The organism is Sphingomonas lacunae, assembly GCF_012979535.1.
GTDB lineage: Bacteria > Pseudomonadota > Alphaproteobacteria > Sphingomonadales > Sphingomonadaceae > Sphingopyxis > Sphingopyxis lacunae.
In genome coordinates this window covers 2,700,258-2,719,617 of the sequence record NZ_CP053015.1, presented here as the reverse complement: position 1 = coordinate 2,719,617, position 19,360 = coordinate 2,700,258, and the positions used below count along the sequence as shown (strand labels likewise).

The window sequence follows — 19,360 nt, the reverse complement described above, 5'->3', positions numbered from 1 at the left end:
AGCGCATAAAGGCGCCATGGCAACAGTAGTGGAATTGGCGGCGACTCAGACCAGCCGCACCGAGCAGGCGCTGCCTGCGAATATCGAGGCGGAGGCCGCGTTCCTCGGCGCCTGCCTGATCGATAACCGCGTGCTGGAGGATTTGCCCGTCCCGCTCACGCCCGATCATTTCTTTGAGCCCATCCACGGCCGCATTTTTGAGCGGATGGCGCAGGTCGCCGGCAATAATATGCTGGCCAATCCGGTCACGCTGAAACCTTATTTCGAATCTGATGAAGCGATGCGCGCCCTCGGCGGCCCCGGCTATCTCGCGCAGCTTACCGGATCGGGTGCCAGCCTGATTGGCGCGCGCGACTTTGCCCGCCAAATCTATGATCTCGCCCTGTTGCGCGAACTGGTCAGCGTTGGTCGCACCCTCGTCGAACGGGCCACTGATACCAGTGAGGCGCTTGATCCGCAGGCACAGATAGAGGAGGCCGAAAGCGCTCTCTACCGCGTCGCGGGGGGAGAGGCAGAGCTGGGACAGGCGCGCAGCCTCGGTCAGGCCGTCACCGTCGCGATCGCCGGCGTTGAAAAGGCGCTGAACTCGGGCGGCCATCTCTCGGGCGTCACCACCGGTCTTGCTTCGGTCAATGCCAAGATTGGCGGCCTTCACAAGTCCGACCTTCTGATCCTTGGCGGCCGTCCCGGCATGGCCAAGACCTCGCTCGCCACCAACATTGCCTTCGCCGCAGCCGAACGCTGGGTCCGGGACAAGGCGGACGGCATCCCCGATGACAAGAATATGGGGGCAAAGACCGTCTTCTTCAGCCTCGAAATGTCGGCCGATCAGCTCGCGACGCGTATCCTCGCCGAACAGGCGCGCATTTCGTCCGAGGCACTGCGCATGGGCCGCATCAGCCATCATGAATTTGACCAACTCACCGAAGCCGCCGCCCGTCTCCACGAACTACCGCTGTTCATTGACGATACGCCGGCGCTGACCATCGCCGGCCTGCGCGCCCGCGCCCGTCGCCTCAACCGGAAGCATGGCATTGGCCTGATCGTCGTCGACTATCTCCAGCTGCTTCAGGGCACCGGCAAGGCGGGCGACAACCGCGTGCAGGAAATCTCGGAGATCAGCCGCGGCCTCAAAACGCTGGCCAAAGAACTCAACGTCCCCGTCCTCGCCCTGTCACAGCTCAGCCGCGCGGTCGAAAGCCGCGAGGACAAGCGCCCGCAACTCGCTGACTTGCGTGAATCAGGCTCGATCGAACAGGACGCCGACATGGTGCTCTTCCTGTTCCGCGAGGAATATTATGTCCTCGGCCGCGAACCCAAGCGCCCGGTCGACGGCGACGATGTCAAAATCTATGACGATCACGCCAAATGGGCCGCCGAACTCGAACGTGTCGCCGGCATCTCCGAACTGATCGTCGCCAAACAGCGCCACGGCGCCACCGGCAAGGTCCGCCTGCACTTCGAAAGCCAGTTCACCAAATTCAGCGACCTCGCCGACGACCGCTACCAGGGCTATGACGACGACGAGTGAGACGTGGAGAGCATTTCGCTCAATAGCCCCGCCCTTCCAAGGGAGGGGTTGGGGCGGGTGATGAGCCTTCCTACCCCAGCCTCAGCCGCGCCATGAAAAATCCGTCCACCCCACCGGCCTCGGCCAGATCGGGCGGGGTGATCCTGAGCCAGCCCTGTTCGGCGACATGCACGCCTGCCGGCACCTCGTCAGTGCGGATCGGATCGATCGACCAATAGGGTTGCCGAGCCAGAAAGGCGTCGATCTGTCCCTCGCCCTCTTCGGGTTCGAGCGAGCAGGTGGCGAAGACCAGTGATCCGCCAGCCTTGACCACGCCCGCCGCTGCATCGAGCATCAGCGCCTGCAATTCGGCGCGGTTGGCGATATCGCGCGGCATGATGCGGTGGAGCACATCGGGGTGACGGCGAAAAATGCCGGTCGCGCTGCACGGTGCGTCGAGCAGTACTGCATCCCATTCGCGGTCATCGGGCAGCTTGCGCCCGTCGCCGCGCAGGCATTCGGCCTCCAGCCCTGTCCGCGCCAGATTCTGCGACAATCGGTCGAGCCGCCGTTCGGAGGCATCAAGCCCTGTCACCGTCCAGCCTGCCGCCGCCAGCTGCATCGTCTTGCCGCCCGGTGCCGCGCCAATGTCGAGCACCGTCCGCCCTTTGCCCGAACCGAGCAACCTCGCCGGCAGCGCGGCGGACAGGTCCTGCACCCACCATGCCCCTTCGGCAAAGCCGCCGAGTCTGGTCACATCGCCGCCGCGTGGCAGGCGGACATGGCCGGGGATCATCGAAACGCCGCCGAGCCGTTCGGCCCATTCCGCTGTACGCGCCGGCTCCTTGATCGTCAGGTCGAGCGGCGGCGCGGCAGCCAGCGCGGCGCTCGCGCCCTCGACCATCGCCGGGCCCCATGCCGCCGTCCAGCGCAGCGCCACGTCTTCGGGGAGAGTCGGCATTGCGGGCAGCTTGGCCTCGGCACGGATCAGCGTGCCGAACACCCCATGCACCAGCTTGCGCGGCCCGCCACTGACCAGCGGCAGCGCGGTGGCGATGGCGGCATGCGGCGGCGTGCCCAGCACCAGCGCCTGCACCAGCGCGATGCGCAGCGCCATCCGCGCCTTGACGTCGGCGGGCAGCGGCTGCGCTGTCGCACTGTCGATCAACGCGTCGAGATCGACCAGATGGCGGCACACTTCGGCGCTGATGGCGATCGCCAGCGCCCGGTCGGGCGGGGCAAGGCCGCGTGTCGCATTGGCCGCCACCGCGTCCATGGATTCGCCCCGGCGGATCACCGCGTCGAGCAACTTCATCGCCGCGAGTCGTGCCGGAAAACCGGGGACATTGCGGCCATCATCATCCGCTTGGGCAGGGGAGCGGCGCGCAGGGCGCGAACGGCGGGTCTTGGGATCAGTCACTCACGCCCGGTAGAGCGCCGGGCAGGGCAGGGCAAGCGCCAACCCGGCCCCGGATACTTCACAAGTCCCGTGCGGGCGCCTATCTCCGGCCCATGACAGAACACGATCCCGACACCATCGGTGGCACGCCCCGCGCCAAGCGCCGTCCCGCTGGCGTTTCCGCACCGGCGCATTGGCAAAAGGACGATGGCCCGCCCGCCCCCCAGGCGATCCCGTTCGAGGGGCAGGAGGTAAAGGGTCGGCCCGATCCAGTCCGTTATGGCGACTGGGAGCTCAAGGGCATCGCCATCGATTTCTGACGGGCCAAGCAATGGCCCATGCAAAAAGCCCGGTTCGCGACAGCGAACCGGACTTTTTGGTGGCAGTGAAAGGGAGCGGGCCGAAACCCGCTCCCTTCCGGATCAGAACTTGAAGCCGACAGCCAGACCGTAACGGCGCGGTTCGAGCGTGAACACGTTGGTGAACAGACCCGACGATTGGTCGGTGACATAGAGACCGGTGATCGAGGCACTGTCAAAGATGTTCTGGACGAACGCGCGGGCGAACCAGCGATTGTCAGGACCATTGACCTGGATCTGGGCATTGGCCTGGCCATAACCGTTGATCTCGTTGACCCGGCCGCCAAAGATATTGCCATAGCTGTCGCCAGTGTAGGCAAAGTCAATGCGCGGAACGATGGTCATGTCGGTTGCAGTGCGGATGGTGTACTGGGCGCCGACCGAGAACTTGAAGTTCGGGGCCTGCGGCAGTTCGTTGCCACGGATGTTGACCGCGACACCGGCGTTTTCGACCGTCATGCCACCGAACGGCGCGAGAGCCGGATTGGCGGTCTGGGCGGCCAGGACCGAACAGATGCCGAACGCACCGTTAGCGGTCAGGCCGCTGTTCGCACCAAAGCTAGTCGTCGGACGCAGGCCAAGGCCAGCGTTGACCGCGTTGACGAAGCCATTGACGCCAGCAACGTTACCGGCGGTATTGGCGACGACGGCGCAATTCGAACCGTTGGTGATGTCCTTGATGATGACAGCATCCGAACGGCCGCCCGACGGGTCACGCGGGTTCGACAGGAACTTGTCCGAAGACACTTTGGTGTTGAGGTAGCTGAAGCCGAGGTTGATGGCGAGGTCACGCGTCGGCGTGATGATCGCTTCCGCTTCGAGGCCGTAGATGTTGGCATCGACGTTGTCGTTGACCGATGTACGGGCAACAATGCGGCTCAGCTGCAGGTCCTGATACTGGTAGTAGAAGGCCGTCAGGTTGAGCTGCAGGGCACCCCAACGGTTCTTCGAACCGATTTCAAAGGCATTGACCGATTCCGGCGTGAACGAGTCAGGCACGGCAAAGATCGGCTGCAGCGGCGGGTTGATACCGCCCGACTTGTACCCACGCGAGTAGGAGAAGTAGAGCAGGTTGTCCGGTGTGATCTGGTAATCAAGCACCGCGCGACCGGTCCATTCGCTGAACGAAACGTCGCGCTCCTGGAACAGCTGGTTGCCGGCGATGCCCGGATCGGCGTCGAACGAACCGACGTACGGCGAGGAGAAGGCCGAGGTCGAGTTGTAGGGCACCAGGAAGCTGGCCAGAGTTGAGCGGGCGCGGACGGACTTCTGGTCGTCATTGTACCGGATGCCGACCGTGAGCTTCAGATCGTCGTTGAACTCATAATAGGCCTCGCCGAACACGCCCCAGCTGTTGACCGTCAGGTCATCGGTGTGGTTGCGGAAGAAAGGCGTGCCGAGATAGGCCGGCGGCAGGGCCGAACCCAGTGCGGTGAAGCTGCCGAGAATGCCCGTGACATAGTCAATGGCAAAGCTGTTCACATAATAGCTGTTCTCGGTCAGATGGAAGTCGGCATAAATGCCGCCCAGCAGGAAGTTGAAAGGACCATCCCAGTCAGACGAGATGATTGCTTCCGCGGTCCAGCTCGACTGGTCCTGGTTGGACCGGTCAAATTGCAAGGTGTTCGCCGAACAGATTCGGTGACCGCCGAACGAACCCGTGCCGGTTTCTTCCTGCAGCGAGGTGCAGAGGTTGCCGGTCGGGCCATTGGGAATCAGGGCTGCCGCAATCGGTGAGAAATAGGATGCAGGCAGGCCCGGAACGTTACCGGCTGCCGCAGCGGCCAGTGTATTCAGCGCCGTGGCAAAGCCCGCGCGGCTACCGATGGCGTTGTTATAGTCCTGTTGCGAGTCGACGCGGACCTTCTGGTAGTTGCCCGACAACGAGATGGCGAGGCCATTGTCGAACTCATGCTCCAGACGGCCCTGGATGATCAGCTCGTCAGAGAAATAGCTCGGCTCATAGGCGGTGCTGATCGTGCGGTAATCGGCGGGATTGGTCAGGCCCAGATAGGTGCCGCCATCATAGAGGCTGCCAAGGCCAAAAGCCGTCGGAATGCCACGGACCGCGAGGAATTCGCGGCTGGTCAGCGTGCCGGTGAAGGTTGAGCTGGTGTTGGTGTTTTCGAACAGGCGGGCGTTGGGCAAGCAACCCAGAACACCGGTCGGGTCGTTCTGGCACATCGTCTTCTGGATGCGCATGCGATTGTCATTTTCGCGCCAGTAATAACCCATCAGGTCAACTGTGGTATTGTCGCTCGGTTCCCAGCGCAGCGAACCACGGACCGCATACATGCTGCGGTCGTCATAATGTTCGCCGTTGAACTGGTTGAGGGTGTAACCGTCCCGCTCAAGGAAGAAACCGGCAAAGCGCACACCGAGCGTTTCGCCGATCGGAATGTTGACCATGCCCTTCAGGCGGATCGAGTTGTAATTGCCATATTCGGCTTCGCCCGAAGCGGCAAAGCCCGACAGGTCGGGACGGGCGGTACGCGAATTGACCACGCCCGAGGTCGCGTTGCGGCCATAGAGCGTGCCCTGCGGTCCGCGCAGCACTTCGATCTGTTCAAGGTCAAAAAATTCGGTTTCGAACAGGCGCGTGCCGAACAGTGGCGCGTCGTTCATGTGGATGGCGGTGGCGCTGTCGCACGACACGCCGACGCAAAGGTCACCGATCCCGCGGATGGTGAAGCTTGCGCTGGTGAAGTTGCCCTTGGTGAAAGTGACGTTCGGCAGGGTCAGCTGCAAGTCGGACGTGTTTTCGATCTGTTGTGCTTCCAGGCTTTCAGCCGAGAAGGCGCTGACCGCGATAGGCACATCCTGCAGACGTTCCGACTGGCGCTGCGCAGTAACGACGATGTCGCCACCAAAGGCGCCATTGTCCTCGTCGGCTTGCGGATTGTCTTGTGCATAGGCCGGTGTGGCAATGGCCAGAGCCAGAACCGACGCACCCATCATATTACGAAAGCGCATGCTTTTCCTCCCTCTCACTTTCATTGAACCCCGCGATGCGGCGTCCCTGATCACCTGCCGACCGCGAAACGGCCGACTGTTCGGGGGAGAAGGAAGGTCATGGAAACTGTGCCGGGCTTGCGCTCCTGCACTGTTGGCCATCCTTGGGCTTGTGCCCTTGGGTAGGCCCGATCCGGCTGGCTTGCCGCCAGTCTCGGATAGTCCATCATCGGACGGTCTGACGCCGTCCTATGACAAAATGTGCGATGAACTTTGGTTGCGGTCAACCTGAAAGGCGCAGCAGGCTGCGAAAAATCGAAAGCCGGGTACGCTTCTCATCCAATTGGATAAGGGTGACGTAGCGGAAAGGCCGATTTTCCGGGATATTCGGCTGATTTGCGACAGTCCGGGAGCGATCCGTTACGCGCATGTTTACGCGGCATTGTGGCGCAAATACCACGTCCAGGCCCCGTCTCTGGCCTGAATCAGGATTGCGGTCCACTTCCGGCCGGGCCGCCATGGTCATGCTCCAGCGACGAAAAATCGACGCTTCTGACAGCTTTGTCCATTGCAACCGGGCGTCGGACGTCCCACATCGGCTGCGACTTCCGGGGGGAGACTCGAGTGACTTCTGATTCCACTGCTACAAAGACTCTCGGTCCTGACGGCAAGCCCGTCGTTCCGGATCATGTGGCCGATGCCATCCGAACGCTGATAGAGTGGGCCGGGGACGACCCCACCCGCGAAGGCCTGATCGATACGCCCAAGCGTGTTGCCCGCGCCTGGGTGGAATATTGCCAGGGCTATGCCGAAGACCCCTCGGTCCACCTGTCACGGACCTTTGAGGAAGTGGGCGGTTATGATGAGCTCGTCCTGCTCAAGGATATTCCGTTCCAGTCGCATTGCGAACATCATATGGCGCCGATCACCGGCAAGGCGTCGATCGCCTACATGCCCAAGAACCGAGTCGTCGGCATTTCCAAGCTGGCCCGCGTCTTGAACGGCTACGCCCGTCGCTTGCAGGTGCAGGAACGTCTCACCGCCGAGGTCGCGCAATGCATCTGGGACAATCTCCAGCCGCATGGCGTTGCCGTGGTGATCGAGGCGCAGCATGGCTGCATGACCGGGCGCGGCGTCCGCACGCCCGGGGTTGGCATGGTCACCAGCCGCCTGCTCGGTTGCTTCCTCGACGATCATCGCAGCCGCAAGGAAGTGATGAGCCTGATGGGCTATTGACCCTGGCCTGACCGGCAACGCACAAGCGGAACCGGATGTCAGGCAACAGGGGCACTCACATGATGGATCGGCGATCAAACCGCATGCGGCAAAAAGCGGCATGGCGGGGCAACTTGGGCGCAATGGCTCTCGCCTTGTGCGCATCCTTGCCAGCAAGCGCCCAGTCCGGTCCCGCAACCGGCCCGGCGGGCACCGCGGTAACCGATCCGGCGCTGGCCGGAACGACGACCCGCCAAGGGCTTCTGCCGGTCCATGTCGATCCGCTGAACGGCCGCGTCCTGATCACGCTTCCGGCGCCCGACGAACAGGGGCTGTCGGGCCGCTATCTCTATACCACCCAGTTGCGCACTGGCATCGGCTCCGCCTCGCTCGGGCTTGATCGCGCCCAGTTCGGGCCGACCCAGCTGCTCGCCTTCCGCCGCATTGGCGGCAAGCTCGCCATCCAGTTTGAAAATCCCCGCTTCCGCGCCACCGGCGGCACAGCACAGGAACAGGCGGCAGCCCGCAACAGCTTTGCCTATTCGACCGTCTGGCTCGGCGACATCGTCTGGACCCGCGCTGATGGCAGCTTCACCGTCGACATCACCGCCTTCCTGTCACAGGACGTCATGGGCATTGGCCGCCAGCTCGGCAATTTCCGCCGTGAGTCCAGCCTGAGCGTGACCGATGCCATGGCCACCCGCGTCTTTCCCGACAATCTCGTGTTTGAGGCGTTGCAGAGCTTTGTCAGTGACAATGCCGGCGCGGAGATCACCAATATCGCGCCTGATGCCCGGGTGGTCAGCGTCACCGTCCGCCACTCGCTCGTTCGCTTGCCGGCACCCGGCTATGTTCCGCGCCGGCTCGATCCGCGCGGCGGGGCCTTTGGCACGCAAGTGGTCGATTATGGTGCGCCGCTGGGTCAGGATATCGTCTATGACCTCGCCAACCGTTTCCGCCTCGAAAAGACCGATCCCACCGCCGCCCGTTCCACCGTCGTGCGGCCGATCACCTTCTACATAGACCGCGCCGCTCCCGAACCGATCCGCAGCGCCCTGGCGGATGGTGTGCGCTGGTGGGCCGAAGCCTTTGACCGGGCCGGCTTCGTCGATGCCTTCCGCGTCGATATCCTGCCCGAAGGGGCCGATCCGCTCGATGTCCGCTACAATGTCGTCAACTGGGTCAACCGGGCGACGCGCGGCTGGTCCTACGGCCAGACCGTCACCGATCCGCGCACGGGAGAGATTGTCCGTGGATCGGTCCTGCTCGGGTCCCTTCGAGTCCGTCAGGACATCCTCATCTATGAATCGCTGGTCGGCACGGCGGCGACAGGGCAGGGCGGTCCCAATGATCCGGCCCAGGTCGCGCTGGCCCGCATCCGCCAGCTTGGCGCGCATGAGGTGGGCCACGCGCTCGGCATCGCGCACAATTTCGCCGCCAGCACCCAGGATCGCGCCTCGGTGATGGATTATCCCGCACCGCGTATCCTGCTGAGCGACGGCGTGCCGGACCTCTCCGATGCCTATGGCGTCGGTACCGGTGCGTGGGACCACTATGTCGTCGATTGGCTCTATGCCGATCCCGCGCCCGGCACAGCCGATCCTGATGCCCATGCCGCCGAAAAGGCGACCGCCGCCATGGCTGCCGGGCTGCGCTTTGTTGCTGATGGTGACGGGCGCGGGACGGAAACCGGCCATCCCCATGGCGCCATCTGGGATGATTTTGCCGATCCTGCCGCCGAACTCACCCGCATGATGGAGGTGCGCCGCGTCGCGCTTGCTCGCTTCGGCACCGCCAACCTGCGTCCCGGTGAGCCCATGTCAGCCTTGCGCCGCCGCTTCGTACCGCTCTGGCTGCTTCACCGCTATCAGACCGAAGCGGCGGCCAAGCTGCTCGGCGGCGTCCAATTTCCCTATGCGGTCAATGGCGAAGCCATCGTCAATGCCCCGCCGGTCCCGGCCGGGGATCAACAGGCCGCGCTCGACGCCCTGTTCGCCACGCTTGATCCTGCCGCGCTCACCGTGCCGTCTGCGCTCGTCCCGCTGATGTCGGGACAGTCCATCAACACGCCCGACCGGCAGACCGACATAGAGGTGTTCGCCTCCGCTGCCGGCCATCCGGTCTTTGACCCCCTGGTCGCGACTGACAGTGCCGCCCGTCTGACACTCGCCAATCTGCTGGCCCCTGCCCGCCTTCACCGCCTCTATGTCCAGCATCAGGCCGATCGGGCGCTGCCAGGCCTTGACCTGCTGTTTGATCGTCTCGAAGCGCACATTGTCGCACATCGTGACAATCCAGTTGGTCGCCGCATCGCTTGGCGGGCGCTTGCGCAAATGGCAGCGGTGGAAGGTCATGCCGAAACTTCGCCGGAAGTCATGCTGGCCCTGGACGCCCGCTTTGCCCGCATTGCCGCCGGCCTCGCTCGGGGAGGATCGGTCGAGGCGCGGAACTGGGGCCGCAGCTTGGCGACGCTGCTGGCCAGCCGCGAAAGCCGTCGTGCTCTCTTGGCGGAGGGCGTGCGGACCCCCGCTGTGCCACCCGGCATGCCGATCGGCAGCCTTTCGGGGGATGGCTGGGCTGAAAGCGACGGGGAGCCATGATCCGCCGGATCCACACTGTCGATGTCTTCACCTCCACCCCGCTCAAGGGCAATCCGGTCGCGGTCGTCCTCGACGCACATGGCCTCTCGACCGGGGAGATGCAGGCCATCGCCAATTGGACCAACCTCAGCGAAACCACCTTCATCCTTCCTCCCCCTCCGAGGAAGGGCACCGGTCAAGCCGGTGGAGGGGCAGATCCTGCGGATACCGCCCCTGCGGACTACCACATTCGTATCTTCACACCTCGCGCCGAGCTGCCCTTTGCCGGCCACCCGACCATTGGTTCGGCCCATGCCCTGCTGTCCGCCGGGCTGGTGACACCGCGAAACGGCATCCTGATTCAGCACAGCGCGGTCGGCCCGGTAGAGGTTGCCGTGCCTGCTGATTGGCGCGAAGCGGGTCTGTCCTTCCGTCTGCCCCCGCACCAGATCAGCCCCGCGCCTGATCCGGATGCACTCACCGCCGCGCTCGGCACGCCGCCGCTCGCCCCGCCGGCCATCGTCAATGTCGGTCCGCGCTGGGTGATTGCCGAGCTGTCCGATGGAGCCACGGTGCGCGCCCTCTCGCCCGACCTTGCCTGCCTTGCTGCCTATGACAGACGCCACGCGACGACCGGCCTTACGGTCTTCGCCGCGGATGGGCAGGGCAGGGTGGCGGTGCGCAGCTTCGCGCCCGCCGATGGTATTGCCGAAGATCCTGTGTGTGGCAGCGGCAACGGCGCCGTCGCCGCCTATCGGCTCAACCTCGCCCAAACGGCGGTAGGGCACGCCTATCTCGCCAGTCAGGGCCGCGAGGTGGGACGCGATGGCACAATCGCCATCCGTTATGCCGCGGACGGCATCCATGTCGGCGGCCAGGCGGTCACTGTGATTGAAGGGCAGTTGCGCCTGTGAAGCGCAAATCTGTGGACGGAAAATACCCCTCGACCTGACTTGCCGTCGGTTTGCGACCCGAAGGGCTCCGTCCACTTGGCTTGACACTAGCGAGACGCAAGGGCAGGCGTTTACGAATATTGGACATATGGGGTGGCCAATGGAACGCGCGTTGCAACGCATGTCGGCGCTTGTCGGCCTGCCCGCCTTGCTGGCGGAACATGGTGTGCCACTGGCCAGCGTGACGGACGGGCTTGATCTGCCACCCGACTGCTTCGGCAACCCGGACGCGCGCATTGCTTATGGCACCGCCTCCCGATTGCTGACCCGTGCGGCGGAACTGACCGGCTGTGCCCATTTCGGGCTGCTGCTTGGCCTTCGCCATGATCACCGGATCATGGGAGAGGCCGGGCAATGGATGATGGCGGCACCCACGCTGGGCGCAGCCCTCGCCGGGTTCATCGCCATCCAGCCTACGGCAACCCGCGGCGGGGTCGCCTATCTCAACCGCTATGGCAACGACATCATCCTTGGCTATGGCACGGTTGACCGCTTCAATCTGCTGGCGACGCAGCAATTGGGCAGCGTCCTTGCCGTTGGCCTCAATATGGTGCGCAATCTTACCGGCGGACGCGCACAACCGTTGGAAATGATCTTCGCTTTCCGCCCCCCGGCCAATCCGGTTCTCTGGTCCCGCCTGCTCGGTGTGCCGACGCGGTTCAACCAGCCTGAAAACGGGATTATCCTGCCCCGTTCGGCGATGCTTCTGCCTGTTGTTGCGGGAGATTGCAGCAAAGGCGCGGATGCCGGTCGGTTGGCCAGTCTGCAACGTCAGGCGGCAAAGGGCATGCCGCCACCGCCAGCGTCAATGACCTTTGATGTCATTCGCGCCCTGCGCGTTGGCATCCTGACCGGGGAGGTAACCGCCACCCGCACGGCCGGGCGCCTTGGTCTTCATCCCAAGGCCATGGCGCGCGGCCTGTCGGCGGAAGGCGCGCGATACCAGACGCTGCTCGATCATGTCCGTTCAACGACCGCACAGCAATTGCTCTCGGTCACCGATCTGCCGGTGGCGGACATCGCCCTGTCGCTAGGCTATGCCAATCATGCCGGCTTTGTTCCTGCCTTCCGCCGCTGGACCGGCCAAAGCCCGAGTGAGTGGCGCAAGCGGCAGCAGGCTCGTTGAGTTCCGTTGCCGTCGCGGTACGCTCCAATTCGACGCAGTAGCTGCTTCCCCACATATAACCAAATCGGTTACCATATGGAATTACGAAAAACCAAAAATCCCCTTCTGGCTAGTCCGGCTGACAGACCGGTTTGTCGTGGGCCTGTCAACCGGCTGGCCCCGCTGTCCCCGCGCGAAGGGTAGGGTTACAATCAGCCGGCGATTGTTGACCCCCCGGCTGCCACGAAAAAGCCGCGCCCCCTTGGGAGGACGCGGCTCATTCTGTCCAGTCGGACGGAGACAGTGCCGATTAAGCGGCGTCGTCCTGTTCGGCGGTGGCTTCGGCCTGCGTTTCGAGGAATTCCTCGGCAGCGGCTTCGGCTTCGGCAGCTTCTTCGGCGAACTGCTGGTCGATCACGTTGATGCCCTGCTTCTGCAGTTCGGCTTCGTCCGGCGAGCGGGCGACGTTGGCCGAAACAGTCACAGCGACTTCGGGGTGCAGGTTGACGCGAACGTCGAACACGCCGAGTGTCTTGATCGGGCGCTCAAGCACGACCATCGCCTTGCTGACCGAGCTGTGGCCGGCTTCGTGCAGCGCTTCGACGATGTCGCGTACGCTGACCGAACCATAAAGCTGGCCGGCATTCGATGCTTGGCGGATCAGGACAACCTGTACGCCGTTGACCGTTTCGGCCAGCTTCTCGGCGTCGGTGCGGCGGGCCGCATTGTCGGCTTCGATCTTGGCGCGGTTGGCCTCAAACACCTTGAGGTTGGCGGCGTTCGAGCGAAGGGCCTTCTTGTTGGGAAGCAGGTAGTTGCGCGCATAACCGTCCTTGACGGTCACAACGTCGCCAATGCCACCGAGCTTCTCGATGCGTTCGAGCAGGATGATCTGCATGATATCTGCTCCTTACTTCACGAGATAGGGCAGCAGGCCGATGTGGCGGGCGCGCTTGATCGCCTTGGCCAGCTCGCGCTGCTTCTTGGTGGAGACGGCAGTGATGCGCGAAGGCATGATCTTGCCGCGTTCGGAAAGGAAACCCGACAACAGCCGGACATCCTTGTAGTCAATGCGCGGTGCGTCCTTGGCCGAAAACGGGCAGGTCTTGCGCCGGCGGAAAAATGGGCGTGCCATGATCGTTCCCCTCAGCCTTCTTCGCCGTCGCGGTCACGACGACCACGACCGCCACGGTCGCTCTTGCGCATCATCACCGACGGGCCGTCTTCATGCTCGTCGACGCGGATGGTCAGGAAACGGATGATGTCTTCGTTGATCGACGACTGGCGCTCCAGCTCGGCGACCACGTCACCGGGGGCATCCAGCGAAAGCATCACAAAATGAGCCTTGCGATTCTTCGCGATCTTGTACGCGAGTTGCTTGAGACCCCAGGTCTCGGTGCGCACAACCTTGCCGTTGTGCTCTTCCACGATCTTCGCCGAACCTTCGGCCAGGGCGTCGACTTGCGCCTGGCTGAGATCCTGACGCGCGAGGAAGACATGCTCGTAAAGAGCCATGCTTTATGTCCTTGCCTTTGGCCGATCGCTGATGGGGGCACCATGCCCACACCCCTCCGGCTGTCGTCAGTGGCATTGCCCTGTCGGGCGCTGCCGGTACTCGAAAAAGAATCACGCGCGATCCGGCGTACCGGTCACGGTGAAGGGCGGGCCTATACAGGGATTTGCGCGCGAAGCAAGGGCTGCGCCCCGCTATTGCCCCGCCTCGTTGGTAAGGCCTCTCAGCAGTGCTTGTGCAAAGTCGGTCAGCGTATCGTCACGGGCGCCCAGCACGAGCACCCGGTCACCCGGCCGCGCCTCGTTGACGATGGCTTCGCCACAGCTTTCCCGCCGGCTCATGTGCACCGCATAGCCGCTGCCGGAGATGACATCGAACACCAGCGCCTTGCTGCCGGTCGACCGGTCGACCGTGCCGCCGAAATAAACGGGGTCACAGACGAACAGCTTGTCGCCGTCGCGCATCCCCGCCGCAAACGACGCCGCCAGTTCCTTGCCCATCTGCTTGAGGGGACCATAGCCATGCGGTTGGAAAAAGATCAGCAACCGGCCGGGCAGGGCTGTCGCCGCCGCCAGCGTTGCCGCCACCTTGTCCGGGTTATGGGCGAAATCGTCGATCACCGTCACGCCGCCCGCTGTGCCAATCACTTCATATCGCCGCGCGAGACCGGCAAACTCTGCAAGTGCCGCCACGGCTTCCGCCACCGGCACACCCAGCGCCCGCGTTGCGGCAATCGCCGCCAGCGCATTGGCGGCATTGTGCCGCCCCGGCATTTTCAGGCTCGCTACATGCTGCGTCCCATCGACCAGCACAGCAAAACGGCTGCCATCGGTCAGCGCTTCGAAATCGACCGCCTGCACATCGGCTTCATCGGCAAAGCCAAAGGTGACATTGCCATCCCACAGCGGCGCCGACTCCTCGTCATCGGCGTTGACCACCGCCGTCCCCGCCTTGGCGGCGAAATCACCGAACAAGGCTTGCAACTCGTCGAGGCTCTTGTGGTCGAGGCTGATGTTGGTCACCACAGCGACGTCGGGTTGGTAAAGCGCAATCGACCCGTCGCTCTCATCGACCTCGCTGACATACCAGTCCGCCCCGCCGACGAGGGCGCTGGCAAAGGGATTGTCCGGTCCGGCAAAGTTGCGCATCACCGCGCCGTTCATCACCGTCGGATCTCGGCCCGCCTGATGCAATATCCAGCCGATCATGCCGGTGACGGTCGATTTGCCGCTTGTCCCGCCCACTCCGACACTCTGGCCCGCCGCATTGAACAGGCCGGCATTGAGCTCGGCCCGGGTCATGCGCTGACAGCCCAGCCCGGTGGCGCGGACAATATCGGGCACCGTCGCCTCCACCGCCGCCGAGGCGACGACAATCTGCTCCCCCGATTCGATGCCGCTGCCGTCCTGCGCGAAAAGACGCACGCCCTGTTGTTCGAGCCAGGCGAACTTGTCCCCGACCCGCCCTTGGTCCAGGTTGCGGTCGCTGCCCCACACTTCATGTCCCTGCGCACGGACGATCATGGCGAGCGGCAGCATCCCGGACCCGGCGATGCCGCAAAAGAAATAGCGTTTGGCGTCAGTCATGCCTCACCGCTATGGGTTTTTGGCAAAGTTCGCAATCAATCTGGTCGGTCAAAGGGGGGAATGGCAGAGATGGTGACAAGGATCGGCATCGTTGCGCCCAGTGTCTACATCTTTCCGCGCCATTATGAGCGCGTGAACGCTCTGGTCGCCGCGCAATTCCCCGATGTCGAGCTGGTCTGGCACCCCCAGGTGTTTGCCCGTTCGCCCGATGAGGTCAGCGGAAACACCGGCTTTGTCCTTTCCGATCTCACCCATGTTCCCGAACCGGCGCATCATGGCCACTTCGCTGGCAGTGATGCGCAGCGCACCGCCGCCTTTGTCGAAATGGCCAATCGCGAGGATATTGACGCCATCTGGTTCGCCCGCGGTGGCTATGGTGCAGGGCGCATCGCGCTCGACGTGCTGCCGCAACTCGGTCCCGCAGCTCGGCGCAAAACCTATATGGGCTACAGCGATGCCAGCTATATGCTTGCATTGCTTTATCGCGCCGGCTTTCCGCATCTCTGCCACGGCCCGATGGTGATCGACAGCAGTGAGGGGCAATTGTCCCGTGCGCTCGCCTGGATGGCGCGAAAGGACCCCCGCAGTCTGGAGCCGGGATTGAAGCGTGGGGAGAAATATGTCGCCTTCAACCTCATCAGCGCGGCGATGATGGTCGGAACACCCCTGTTCCCTGACATTTCAGGTCATGTGCTCATGGTCGAGGAAGTCGGCGAATATCTGTATGCCGTCGATCGGTGCTTCTTTGCACTGACCTCTGCGGTCTGGCGCGACAAGCCCGCCGAAATCCGCTTGGGGCAGGTCACCGACATCAAGGAAAATGATCGACCCTTCGGCAAGGACGAGGTCGGCATAGCCCGTGATTGGTGCCAGCGCAGCAACATCCGCTACGGTGGCCGTTGTGAAATCGGACACTATCCGGACAACAAGATTGTCCCCTTTGGCCTGTTCGGAGGATGATGCGATGATCGTTGCCTCGGGCTTGACCCAGAGCGACTGTCGATGCAGCGACCCGCAGGACTTTCACCCGGATCCTATCCGGGACAAAACAACAGGAACAAGCAATGCGATCATTCATCTTTCCGGGTCAGGGCAGCCAGTCAGTCGGCATGGGATCAGCCTTGGCCGCCGCCAGCGCCGCCGCGCGTGAAGTGTTTCAGGAGGTCGATGACGCCCTAGGGCAAAAGCTCTTTGCCTTGATGAGCGAAGGCCCCGAGGATCAGCTGACCCTCACTGAAAATGCGCAGCCGGCGATCATGGCCAACGCCATCGCCACGCTCCGGGTTCTCGAACGCGAAGGCGGCATCCGCCTTGCTGACAAGGCAGATTTTGTCGCAGGACACAGCCTCGGTGAATATACTGCCTTGTGCGCCGCCGGAGCCTTTGATCTGGCCACCACAGCCCGCTTGCTCAAGCTGCGCGGCCAGTCGATGCAGGCCGCCACTCCGGTAGGTGTCGGCGCCATGGCGGCCCTGTTGGGCGCGACCATCGAGACCGCACAGGCCCTGTGCGACGCTGCTGGCGAAGGAGAAGTGTGCACGGTCGCCAACGACAATGACCCCTCGCAGGTCGTCATTTCCGGCCATCGCGCTGCGATCGAACGTGCTGTCGCGCTGGTCAAGGATCATGGCATCAAGCGCGGCGTATTGCTCCCCGTCTCTGCCCCGTTCCATTGCGCGCTGATGCAACCCGCCGCCGACGCCATGGCCGAAGCGCTCGGCGCCAACCCGCCGGTCGCGCCGCTCGTTCCGCTCTACGCCAATGTCACCGCCGCACCGGTCAGCGATGCCGACACCATCCGCGCCCAGCTCGTCGAACAGGTCACCGGCCGCGTCCGCTGGCGGGAAAGCGTTGCAAACATGGTCGTCGGCGGCGTTGACAGCACCGTCGAACTCGGCGGCAAGGTCCTCACCCCCATGGTCAAGCGCATCGCCCCCGACGTGACCGCAACCAGCATCATCACCATGGATGATATTGAAGCTCTGTTGAAGGAAATCTGAGTTATGTTCGACCTTACAGGGATGACCGCACTGGTCACCGGTGCTTCGGGCGGTATCGGTTCAGCGATTGCCCGCAGCCTTGCGGCGCAGGGCGCACGCCTCGCGCTGTCGGGTAGCAATGCCGATAAACTCGCTGCCTTTGCTGCTGAACTGGGCGGCGATCATGTCCAGCTCGTCTGCAACCTCTCAGATCCCGCGGCCGTCGATGCCCTTGTCGGCCAAGCGGTCGAGGCACTGGGCGGCAAGCTCGACATTCTCGTCAACAATGCCGGTGTGACGCGGGACAATCTCGCAATGCGCATGAAGGATGAGGAATGGGAGGATGTCATCCGGATCAACCTCGAAGCCGCATTCCGCCTCGCCCGCGCTGCCTGTCGCCCGATGATGAAGGCGCGTTTCGGCCGGATCATTTCGATCACCAGCGTCGTCGGCGTCACCGGCAACCCGGGACAGGCCAATTATGCCGCGTCCAAGGCGGGAATCATCGGCATGTCCAAGGCGCTGGCACAGGAACTCGCCAGCCGGGGCATCACCGTTAATTGCGTTGCACCGGGCTTTATCGCCTCGGCGATGACTGACGCTCTGCCTGACGCGCAAAAGGAAGCGCTGAACGCCCGCATTCCGGCCGGAGCCATGGGTACAGGCGAGGATATTGGCGCTGCCGTCGCCTATCTGGCGAGCCGTGAGGCCGGCTATGTCACTGGTCAGACACTGCACGTCAACGGCGGCATGGCGATGATCTGATACCAGCGCGAATCGCGCTCTGTCGCTACTTGCCGTGTCAGGTGGTGACGAGTTGCGGTTGGCGCTGGCGGGCCGTCAGCAGAGCCAGCAGGCGGTTGGAATCCCAGTCGACCGCCTTGGCCGAAACAGCAATGCAAGCCAGCGCAAGCCCGGTCCCGGCTAGAATGTCGACCAGATAGTGGCCGCCATCGACCGGTGTGGCGACAATGGTCAGAATAGCGGTGATCACGCCTGGCCAGCGGACCCATGGCGTGCGCCAGAAGGCCCATAGTGTCACTGTGGCAAGCCCGGCATGGTAGCTGGGGAAGGTGATGATGCCCTGGGCCTTGGTGAGCGACAGGCTTTCCATGGTGCCAGCGCGCAGGGCCTCGAAATGGGCCAGGTGAATGTACCCGGCCCAAGGGTCAACATGTCGGAAATCGGCGGTGGTCAGGCCGAGATGAACAAAGTTGGATACGGCGGGAAACAGCGGGGAGAGCAGGATGGTCACCGTACCGCACAGCATGGCGGCCAGGATCATCCGCCGCATGTCGCGGATCTGACCGGAAAAGCCCTGGGCAAGGACAAGCACAAGGATTTGGGGAATGAGCGATGCATAGGCCAGCTTGAGCGGCAGAACCATCCACCCATGACTATCGACCCATCGGACATAAGCCAGCCAGTCAAATCCGATAGCCGCATCCCATTGTGCGAACGTTGAATCCCACAATGCACCACCTTCACGGGCAAGCAGATAGGAGAGCAGAGAGCCGGCGGCGCTGAACAGCAGGATTTGCAGGAGGGACAGGCACATGGCGGCGAAATTTGGCCGTTGGCGCACTCTCGTATAAAATATCGAGGCGGCACCCAGCGCCACGGTCGCAAGACTGATGGGCAGCAAGCTGGCTAGCTCAATCCACAACGGCCCCCGTCCTTGCAGAATGGCAATGGAGAGGAGGATGAGGGCAAGGGTGATCCAGGCCAGATCATCCCTGCCTTTGCGAGTTTCAGCCATGTTGCTCCGGACAGATGGGCAAAGGTTCATGATGGGCGCTGTCTTAAGCTCGAAAAGCCACCACATGGTTAACGGGTTCGATGGCGCCGATCGTCTGCCCCCTCTTGCGCACCGGCGTCTGCGCCTCTAGTGCAGCGCCTGAACCCACGTTCATAATTCTAAGGGAACATACGCCATGAGCGACACCGCAGACCGGGTGAAGAAGATCGTCGTCGAGCATCTCGGCGTCGAAGCCGACAAGGTCACCGAAGACGCAAGCTTCATCGATGATCTGGGTGCAGACAGCCTCGACATTGTCGAGCTGGTGATGGCCTTTGAAGAAGAATTCGGCGTTGAAATTCCTGATGATGCCGCTGAAAAGATCGGCACCGTCAAGGATGCCATCGACTTTATCGACGCCACCAACGGCTGATCTGGCCAGCGCCGGTCCGCCGGCATTGGTTCGTCATGC

At 63.2% G+C, this 19,360-nt stretch carries 18 protein-coding genes; 10 read left to right on the top strand and 8 right to left on the bottom strand.

Annotation, left to right across the window (positions count from 1 at the left end):
- Window positions 1-16 precede the first annotated feature (16 nt).
- Window positions 17-1,531, top strand: a complete 1,515-nt coding sequence (locus GV829_RS12985; protein ID WP_169947296.1) for a replicative DNA helicase — start codon at window positions 17-19, stop codon at window positions 1,529-1,531.
- A 70-nt stretch (window positions 1,532-1,601) separates the two neighbouring features.
- Here the strand turns inward: GV829_RS12985 and GV829_RS12980 are convergent, their stop codons facing one another.
- Window positions 1,602-2,930, bottom strand: coding sequence for an RsmB/NOP family class I SAM-dependent RNA methyltransferase (locus GV829_RS12980; RefSeq protein WP_281356138.1), 1,329 nt, complete (start codon window positions 2,928-2,930; stop codon window positions 1,602-1,604).
- A gap of 92 nt (window positions 2,931-3,022) precedes the next feature.
- On the opposite strand from GV829_RS12980, the gene GV829_RS12975 reads away from it, so the two are divergent.
- Window positions 3,023-3,229 (top strand): DUF1674 domain-containing protein, encoded by a 207-nt coding sequence (locus tag GV829_RS12975; RefSeq protein ID WP_169947294.1) that lies wholly within the window; start codon window positions 3,023-3,025, stop codon window positions 3,227-3,229.
- Between the two features lie 102 nt (window positions 3,230-3,331).
- Here GV829_RS12975 and GV829_RS12970 read toward each other — a convergent pair whose 3' ends face one another.
- Together GV829_RS12970 and GV829_RS12965 are read right to left on the bottom strand one after the other, a co-directional pair.
- Entirely contained in the window at window positions 3,332-6,241 is a 2,910-nt protein-coding gene (locus GV829_RS12970) for a TonB-dependent receptor (protein ID WP_169947292.1), read from the bottom strand.
- 262 nt (window positions 6,242-6,503) lie between these two features.
- Window positions 6,504-6,746, bottom strand: coding sequence for a hypothetical protein (locus GV829_RS12965; protein ID WP_169947290.1), 243 nt, complete (start codon window positions 6,744-6,746; stop codon window positions 6,504-6,506).
- A gap of 98 nt (window positions 6,747-6,844) precedes the next feature.
- Between GV829_RS12965 and folE the strand changes: the two genes are divergently transcribed.
- The 4 genes from folE to GV829_RS12945 all read left to right on the top strand — a co-directional run bounded on the left by folE (window position 6,845) and on the right by GV829_RS12945 (window position 12,093).
- Window positions 6,845-7,456, top strand: a complete 612-nt coding sequence (folE, locus tag GV829_RS12960; RefSeq protein WP_169947288.1) for a GTP cyclohydrolase I FolE — start codon at window positions 6,845-6,847, stop codon at window positions 7,454-7,456.
- A gap of 122 nt (window positions 7,457-7,578) precedes the next feature.
- Window positions 7,579-10,035 carry a zinc-dependent metalloprotease gene (locus GV829_RS12955; protein ID WP_169947286.1) on the top strand — a complete coding sequence of 819 codons (2,457 nt, stop codon included), beginning with the start codon at window positions 7,579-7,581 and terminating at the stop codon, window positions 10,033-10,035.
- Window positions 10,032-10,928: a PhzF family phenazine biosynthesis protein gene (locus tag GV829_RS12950; RefSeq protein WP_169947285.1), complete on the top strand. Its 897-nt coding sequence runs from the start codon at window positions 10,032-10,034 to the stop codon at window positions 10,926-10,928. Before GV829_RS12955 ends, GV829_RS12950 begins: the two co-directional genes overlap by 4 nt.
- A 139-nt stretch (window positions 10,929-11,067) precedes the next feature.
- Entirely contained in the window at window positions 11,068-12,093 is a 1,026-nt protein-coding gene (locus tag GV829_RS12945; protein WP_169947282.1) for an AraC family transcriptional regulator, read from the top strand.
- 289 nt (window positions 12,094-12,382) lie between these two features.
- On the opposite strand, the gene rplI is transcribed toward GV829_RS12945, so the two are convergent.
- The 4 genes from rplI to GV829_RS12925 all read right to left on the bottom strand — a co-directional run bounded on the left by rplI (window position 12,383) and on the right by GV829_RS12925 (window position 15,171).
- Entirely contained in the window at window positions 12,383-12,970 is a 588-nt protein-coding gene (gene rplI, locus GV829_RS12940) for a 50S ribosomal protein L9 (RefSeq protein WP_169947280.1), read from the bottom strand.
- A 12-nt stretch (window positions 12,971-12,982) separates the two neighbouring features.
- Window positions 12,983-13,207, bottom strand: a complete 225-nt coding sequence (rpsR, locus tag GV829_RS12935; RefSeq protein ID WP_169947278.1) for a 30S ribosomal protein S18 — start codon at window positions 13,205-13,207, stop codon at window positions 12,983-12,985.
- An 11-nt stretch (window positions 13,208-13,218) separates the two neighbouring features.
- A complete protein-coding gene (rpsF, locus tag GV829_RS12930) occupies window positions 13,219-13,587 on the bottom strand; it encodes a 30S ribosomal protein S6 (protein ID WP_169947276.1) in 369 nt (122 codons plus the stop codon).
- 192 nt (window positions 13,588-13,779) lie between these two features.
- Complete coding sequence (locus GV829_RS12925) at window positions 13,780-15,171, bottom strand: Mur ligase family protein (RefSeq protein WP_169947274.1); 1,392 nt, start codon at window positions 15,169-15,171, stop codon at window positions 13,780-13,782.
- Between the two features lie 69 nt (window positions 15,172-15,240).
- Between GV829_RS12925 and GV829_RS12920 the strand changes: the two genes are divergently transcribed.
- The 3 genes from GV829_RS12920 (at window position 15,241) to fabG (ending at window position 17,915) form a co-directional block, all read left to right on the top strand.
- Complete coding sequence (locus GV829_RS12920; protein WP_212612130.1) at window positions 15,241-16,131, top strand: LD-carboxypeptidase; 891 nt, start codon at window positions 15,241-15,243, stop codon at window positions 16,129-16,131.
- Between the two features lie 104 nt (window positions 16,132-16,235).
- Window positions 16,236-17,171 carry an ACP S-malonyltransferase gene (fabD, locus tag GV829_RS12915; RefSeq protein ID WP_169947270.1) on the top strand — a complete coding sequence of 312 codons (936 nt, stop codon included), beginning with the start codon at window positions 16,236-16,238 and terminating at the stop codon, window positions 17,169-17,171.
- 3 nt (window positions 17,172-17,174) lie between these two features.
- Window positions 17,175-17,915, top strand: a complete 741-nt coding sequence (fabG, locus tag GV829_RS12910; RefSeq protein ID WP_169947269.1) for a 3-oxoacyl-[acyl-carrier-protein] reductase — start codon at window positions 17,175-17,177, stop codon at window positions 17,913-17,915.
- Window positions 17,916-17,952: 37 nt separating this feature from the next.
- On the opposite strand, the gene GV829_RS12905 is transcribed toward fabG, so the two are convergent.
- Entirely contained in the window at window positions 17,953-18,909 is a 957-nt protein-coding gene (locus tag GV829_RS12905; RefSeq protein ID WP_169947268.1) for a phosphatase PAP2 family protein, read from the bottom strand.
- 175 nt (window positions 18,910-19,084) lie between these two features.
- Here GV829_RS12905 and GV829_RS12900 point away from each other — a divergent pair, with 175 nt between their 5' ends.
- Window positions 19,085-19,321: an acyl carrier protein gene (locus tag GV829_RS12900; protein WP_169947266.1), complete on the top strand. Its 237-nt coding sequence runs from the start codon at window positions 19,085-19,087 to the stop codon at window positions 19,319-19,321.
- Window positions 19,322-19,360: the final 39 nt, after the last annotated feature.

Bases quoted from the DNA above. Each gene is read 5' to 3' on its own strand.
- GV829_RS12920 (WP_212612130.1), top strand. From the start codon at position 15,241: ATGGTGACAAGGATCGGCATCGTTGCGCCCAGTGTCTACATCTTTCCG.
- rpsR (WP_169947278.1), bottom strand. From the start codon at position 13,207: ATGGCACGCCCATTTTTCCGCCGGCGCAAGACCTGCCCGTTTTCGGCC.
- GV829_RS12975 (WP_169947294.1), top strand. From the start codon at position 3,023: ATGACAGAACACGATCCCGACACCATCGGTGGCACGCCCCGCGCCAAG.
- GV829_RS12900 (WP_169947266.1), top strand. From the start codon at position 19,085: ATGAGCGACACCGCAGACCGGGTGAAGAAGATCGTCGTCGAGCATCTC.
- GV829_RS12950 (WP_169947285.1), top strand. From the start codon at position 10,032: ATGATCCGCCGGATCCACACTGTCGATGTCTTCACCTCCACCCCGCTC.
- GV829_RS12970 (WP_169947292.1), bottom strand. From the start codon at position 6,241: ATGCGCTTTCGTAATATGATGGGTGCGTCGGTTCTGGCTCTGGCCATT.
- GV829_RS12905 (WP_169947268.1), bottom strand. From the start codon at position 18,909: ATGGCTGAAACTCGCAAAGGCAGGGATGATCTGGCCTGGATCACCCTT.
- rplI (WP_169947280.1), bottom strand. From the start codon at position 12,970: ATGCAGATCATCCTGCTCGAACGCATCGAGAAGCTCGGTGGCATTGGC.
- GV829_RS12955 (WP_169947286.1), top strand. From the start codon at position 7,579: ATGGCTCTCGCCTTGTGCGCATCCTTGCCAGCAAGCGCCCAGTCCGGT.
- fabD (WP_169947270.1), top strand. From the start codon at position 16,236: ATGCGATCATTCATCTTTCCGGGTCAGGGCAGCCAGTCAGTCGGCATG.
- fabG (WP_169947269.1), top strand. From the start codon at position 17,175: ATGTTCGACCTTACAGGGATGACCGCACTGGTCACCGGTGCTTCGGGC.
- GV829_RS12985 (WP_169947296.1), top strand. From the start codon at position 17: ATGGCAACAGTAGTGGAATTGGCGGCGACTCAGACCAGCCGCACCGAG.
- rpsF (WP_169947276.1), bottom strand. From the start codon at position 13,587: ATGGCTCTTTACGAGCATGTCTTCCTCGCGCGTCAGGATCTCAGCCAG.
- GV829_RS12965 (WP_169947290.1), bottom strand. From the start codon at position 6,746: ATGACCATGGCGGCCCGGCCGGAAGTGGACCGCAATCCTGATTCAGGC.
- GV829_RS12925 (WP_169947274.1), bottom strand. From the start codon at position 15,171: ATGACTGACGCCAAACGCTATTTCTTTTGCGGCATCGCCGGGTCCGGG.
- GV829_RS12945 (WP_169947282.1), top strand. From the start codon at position 11,068: ATGGAACGCGCGTTGCAACGCATGTCGGCGCTTGTCGGCCTGCCCGCC.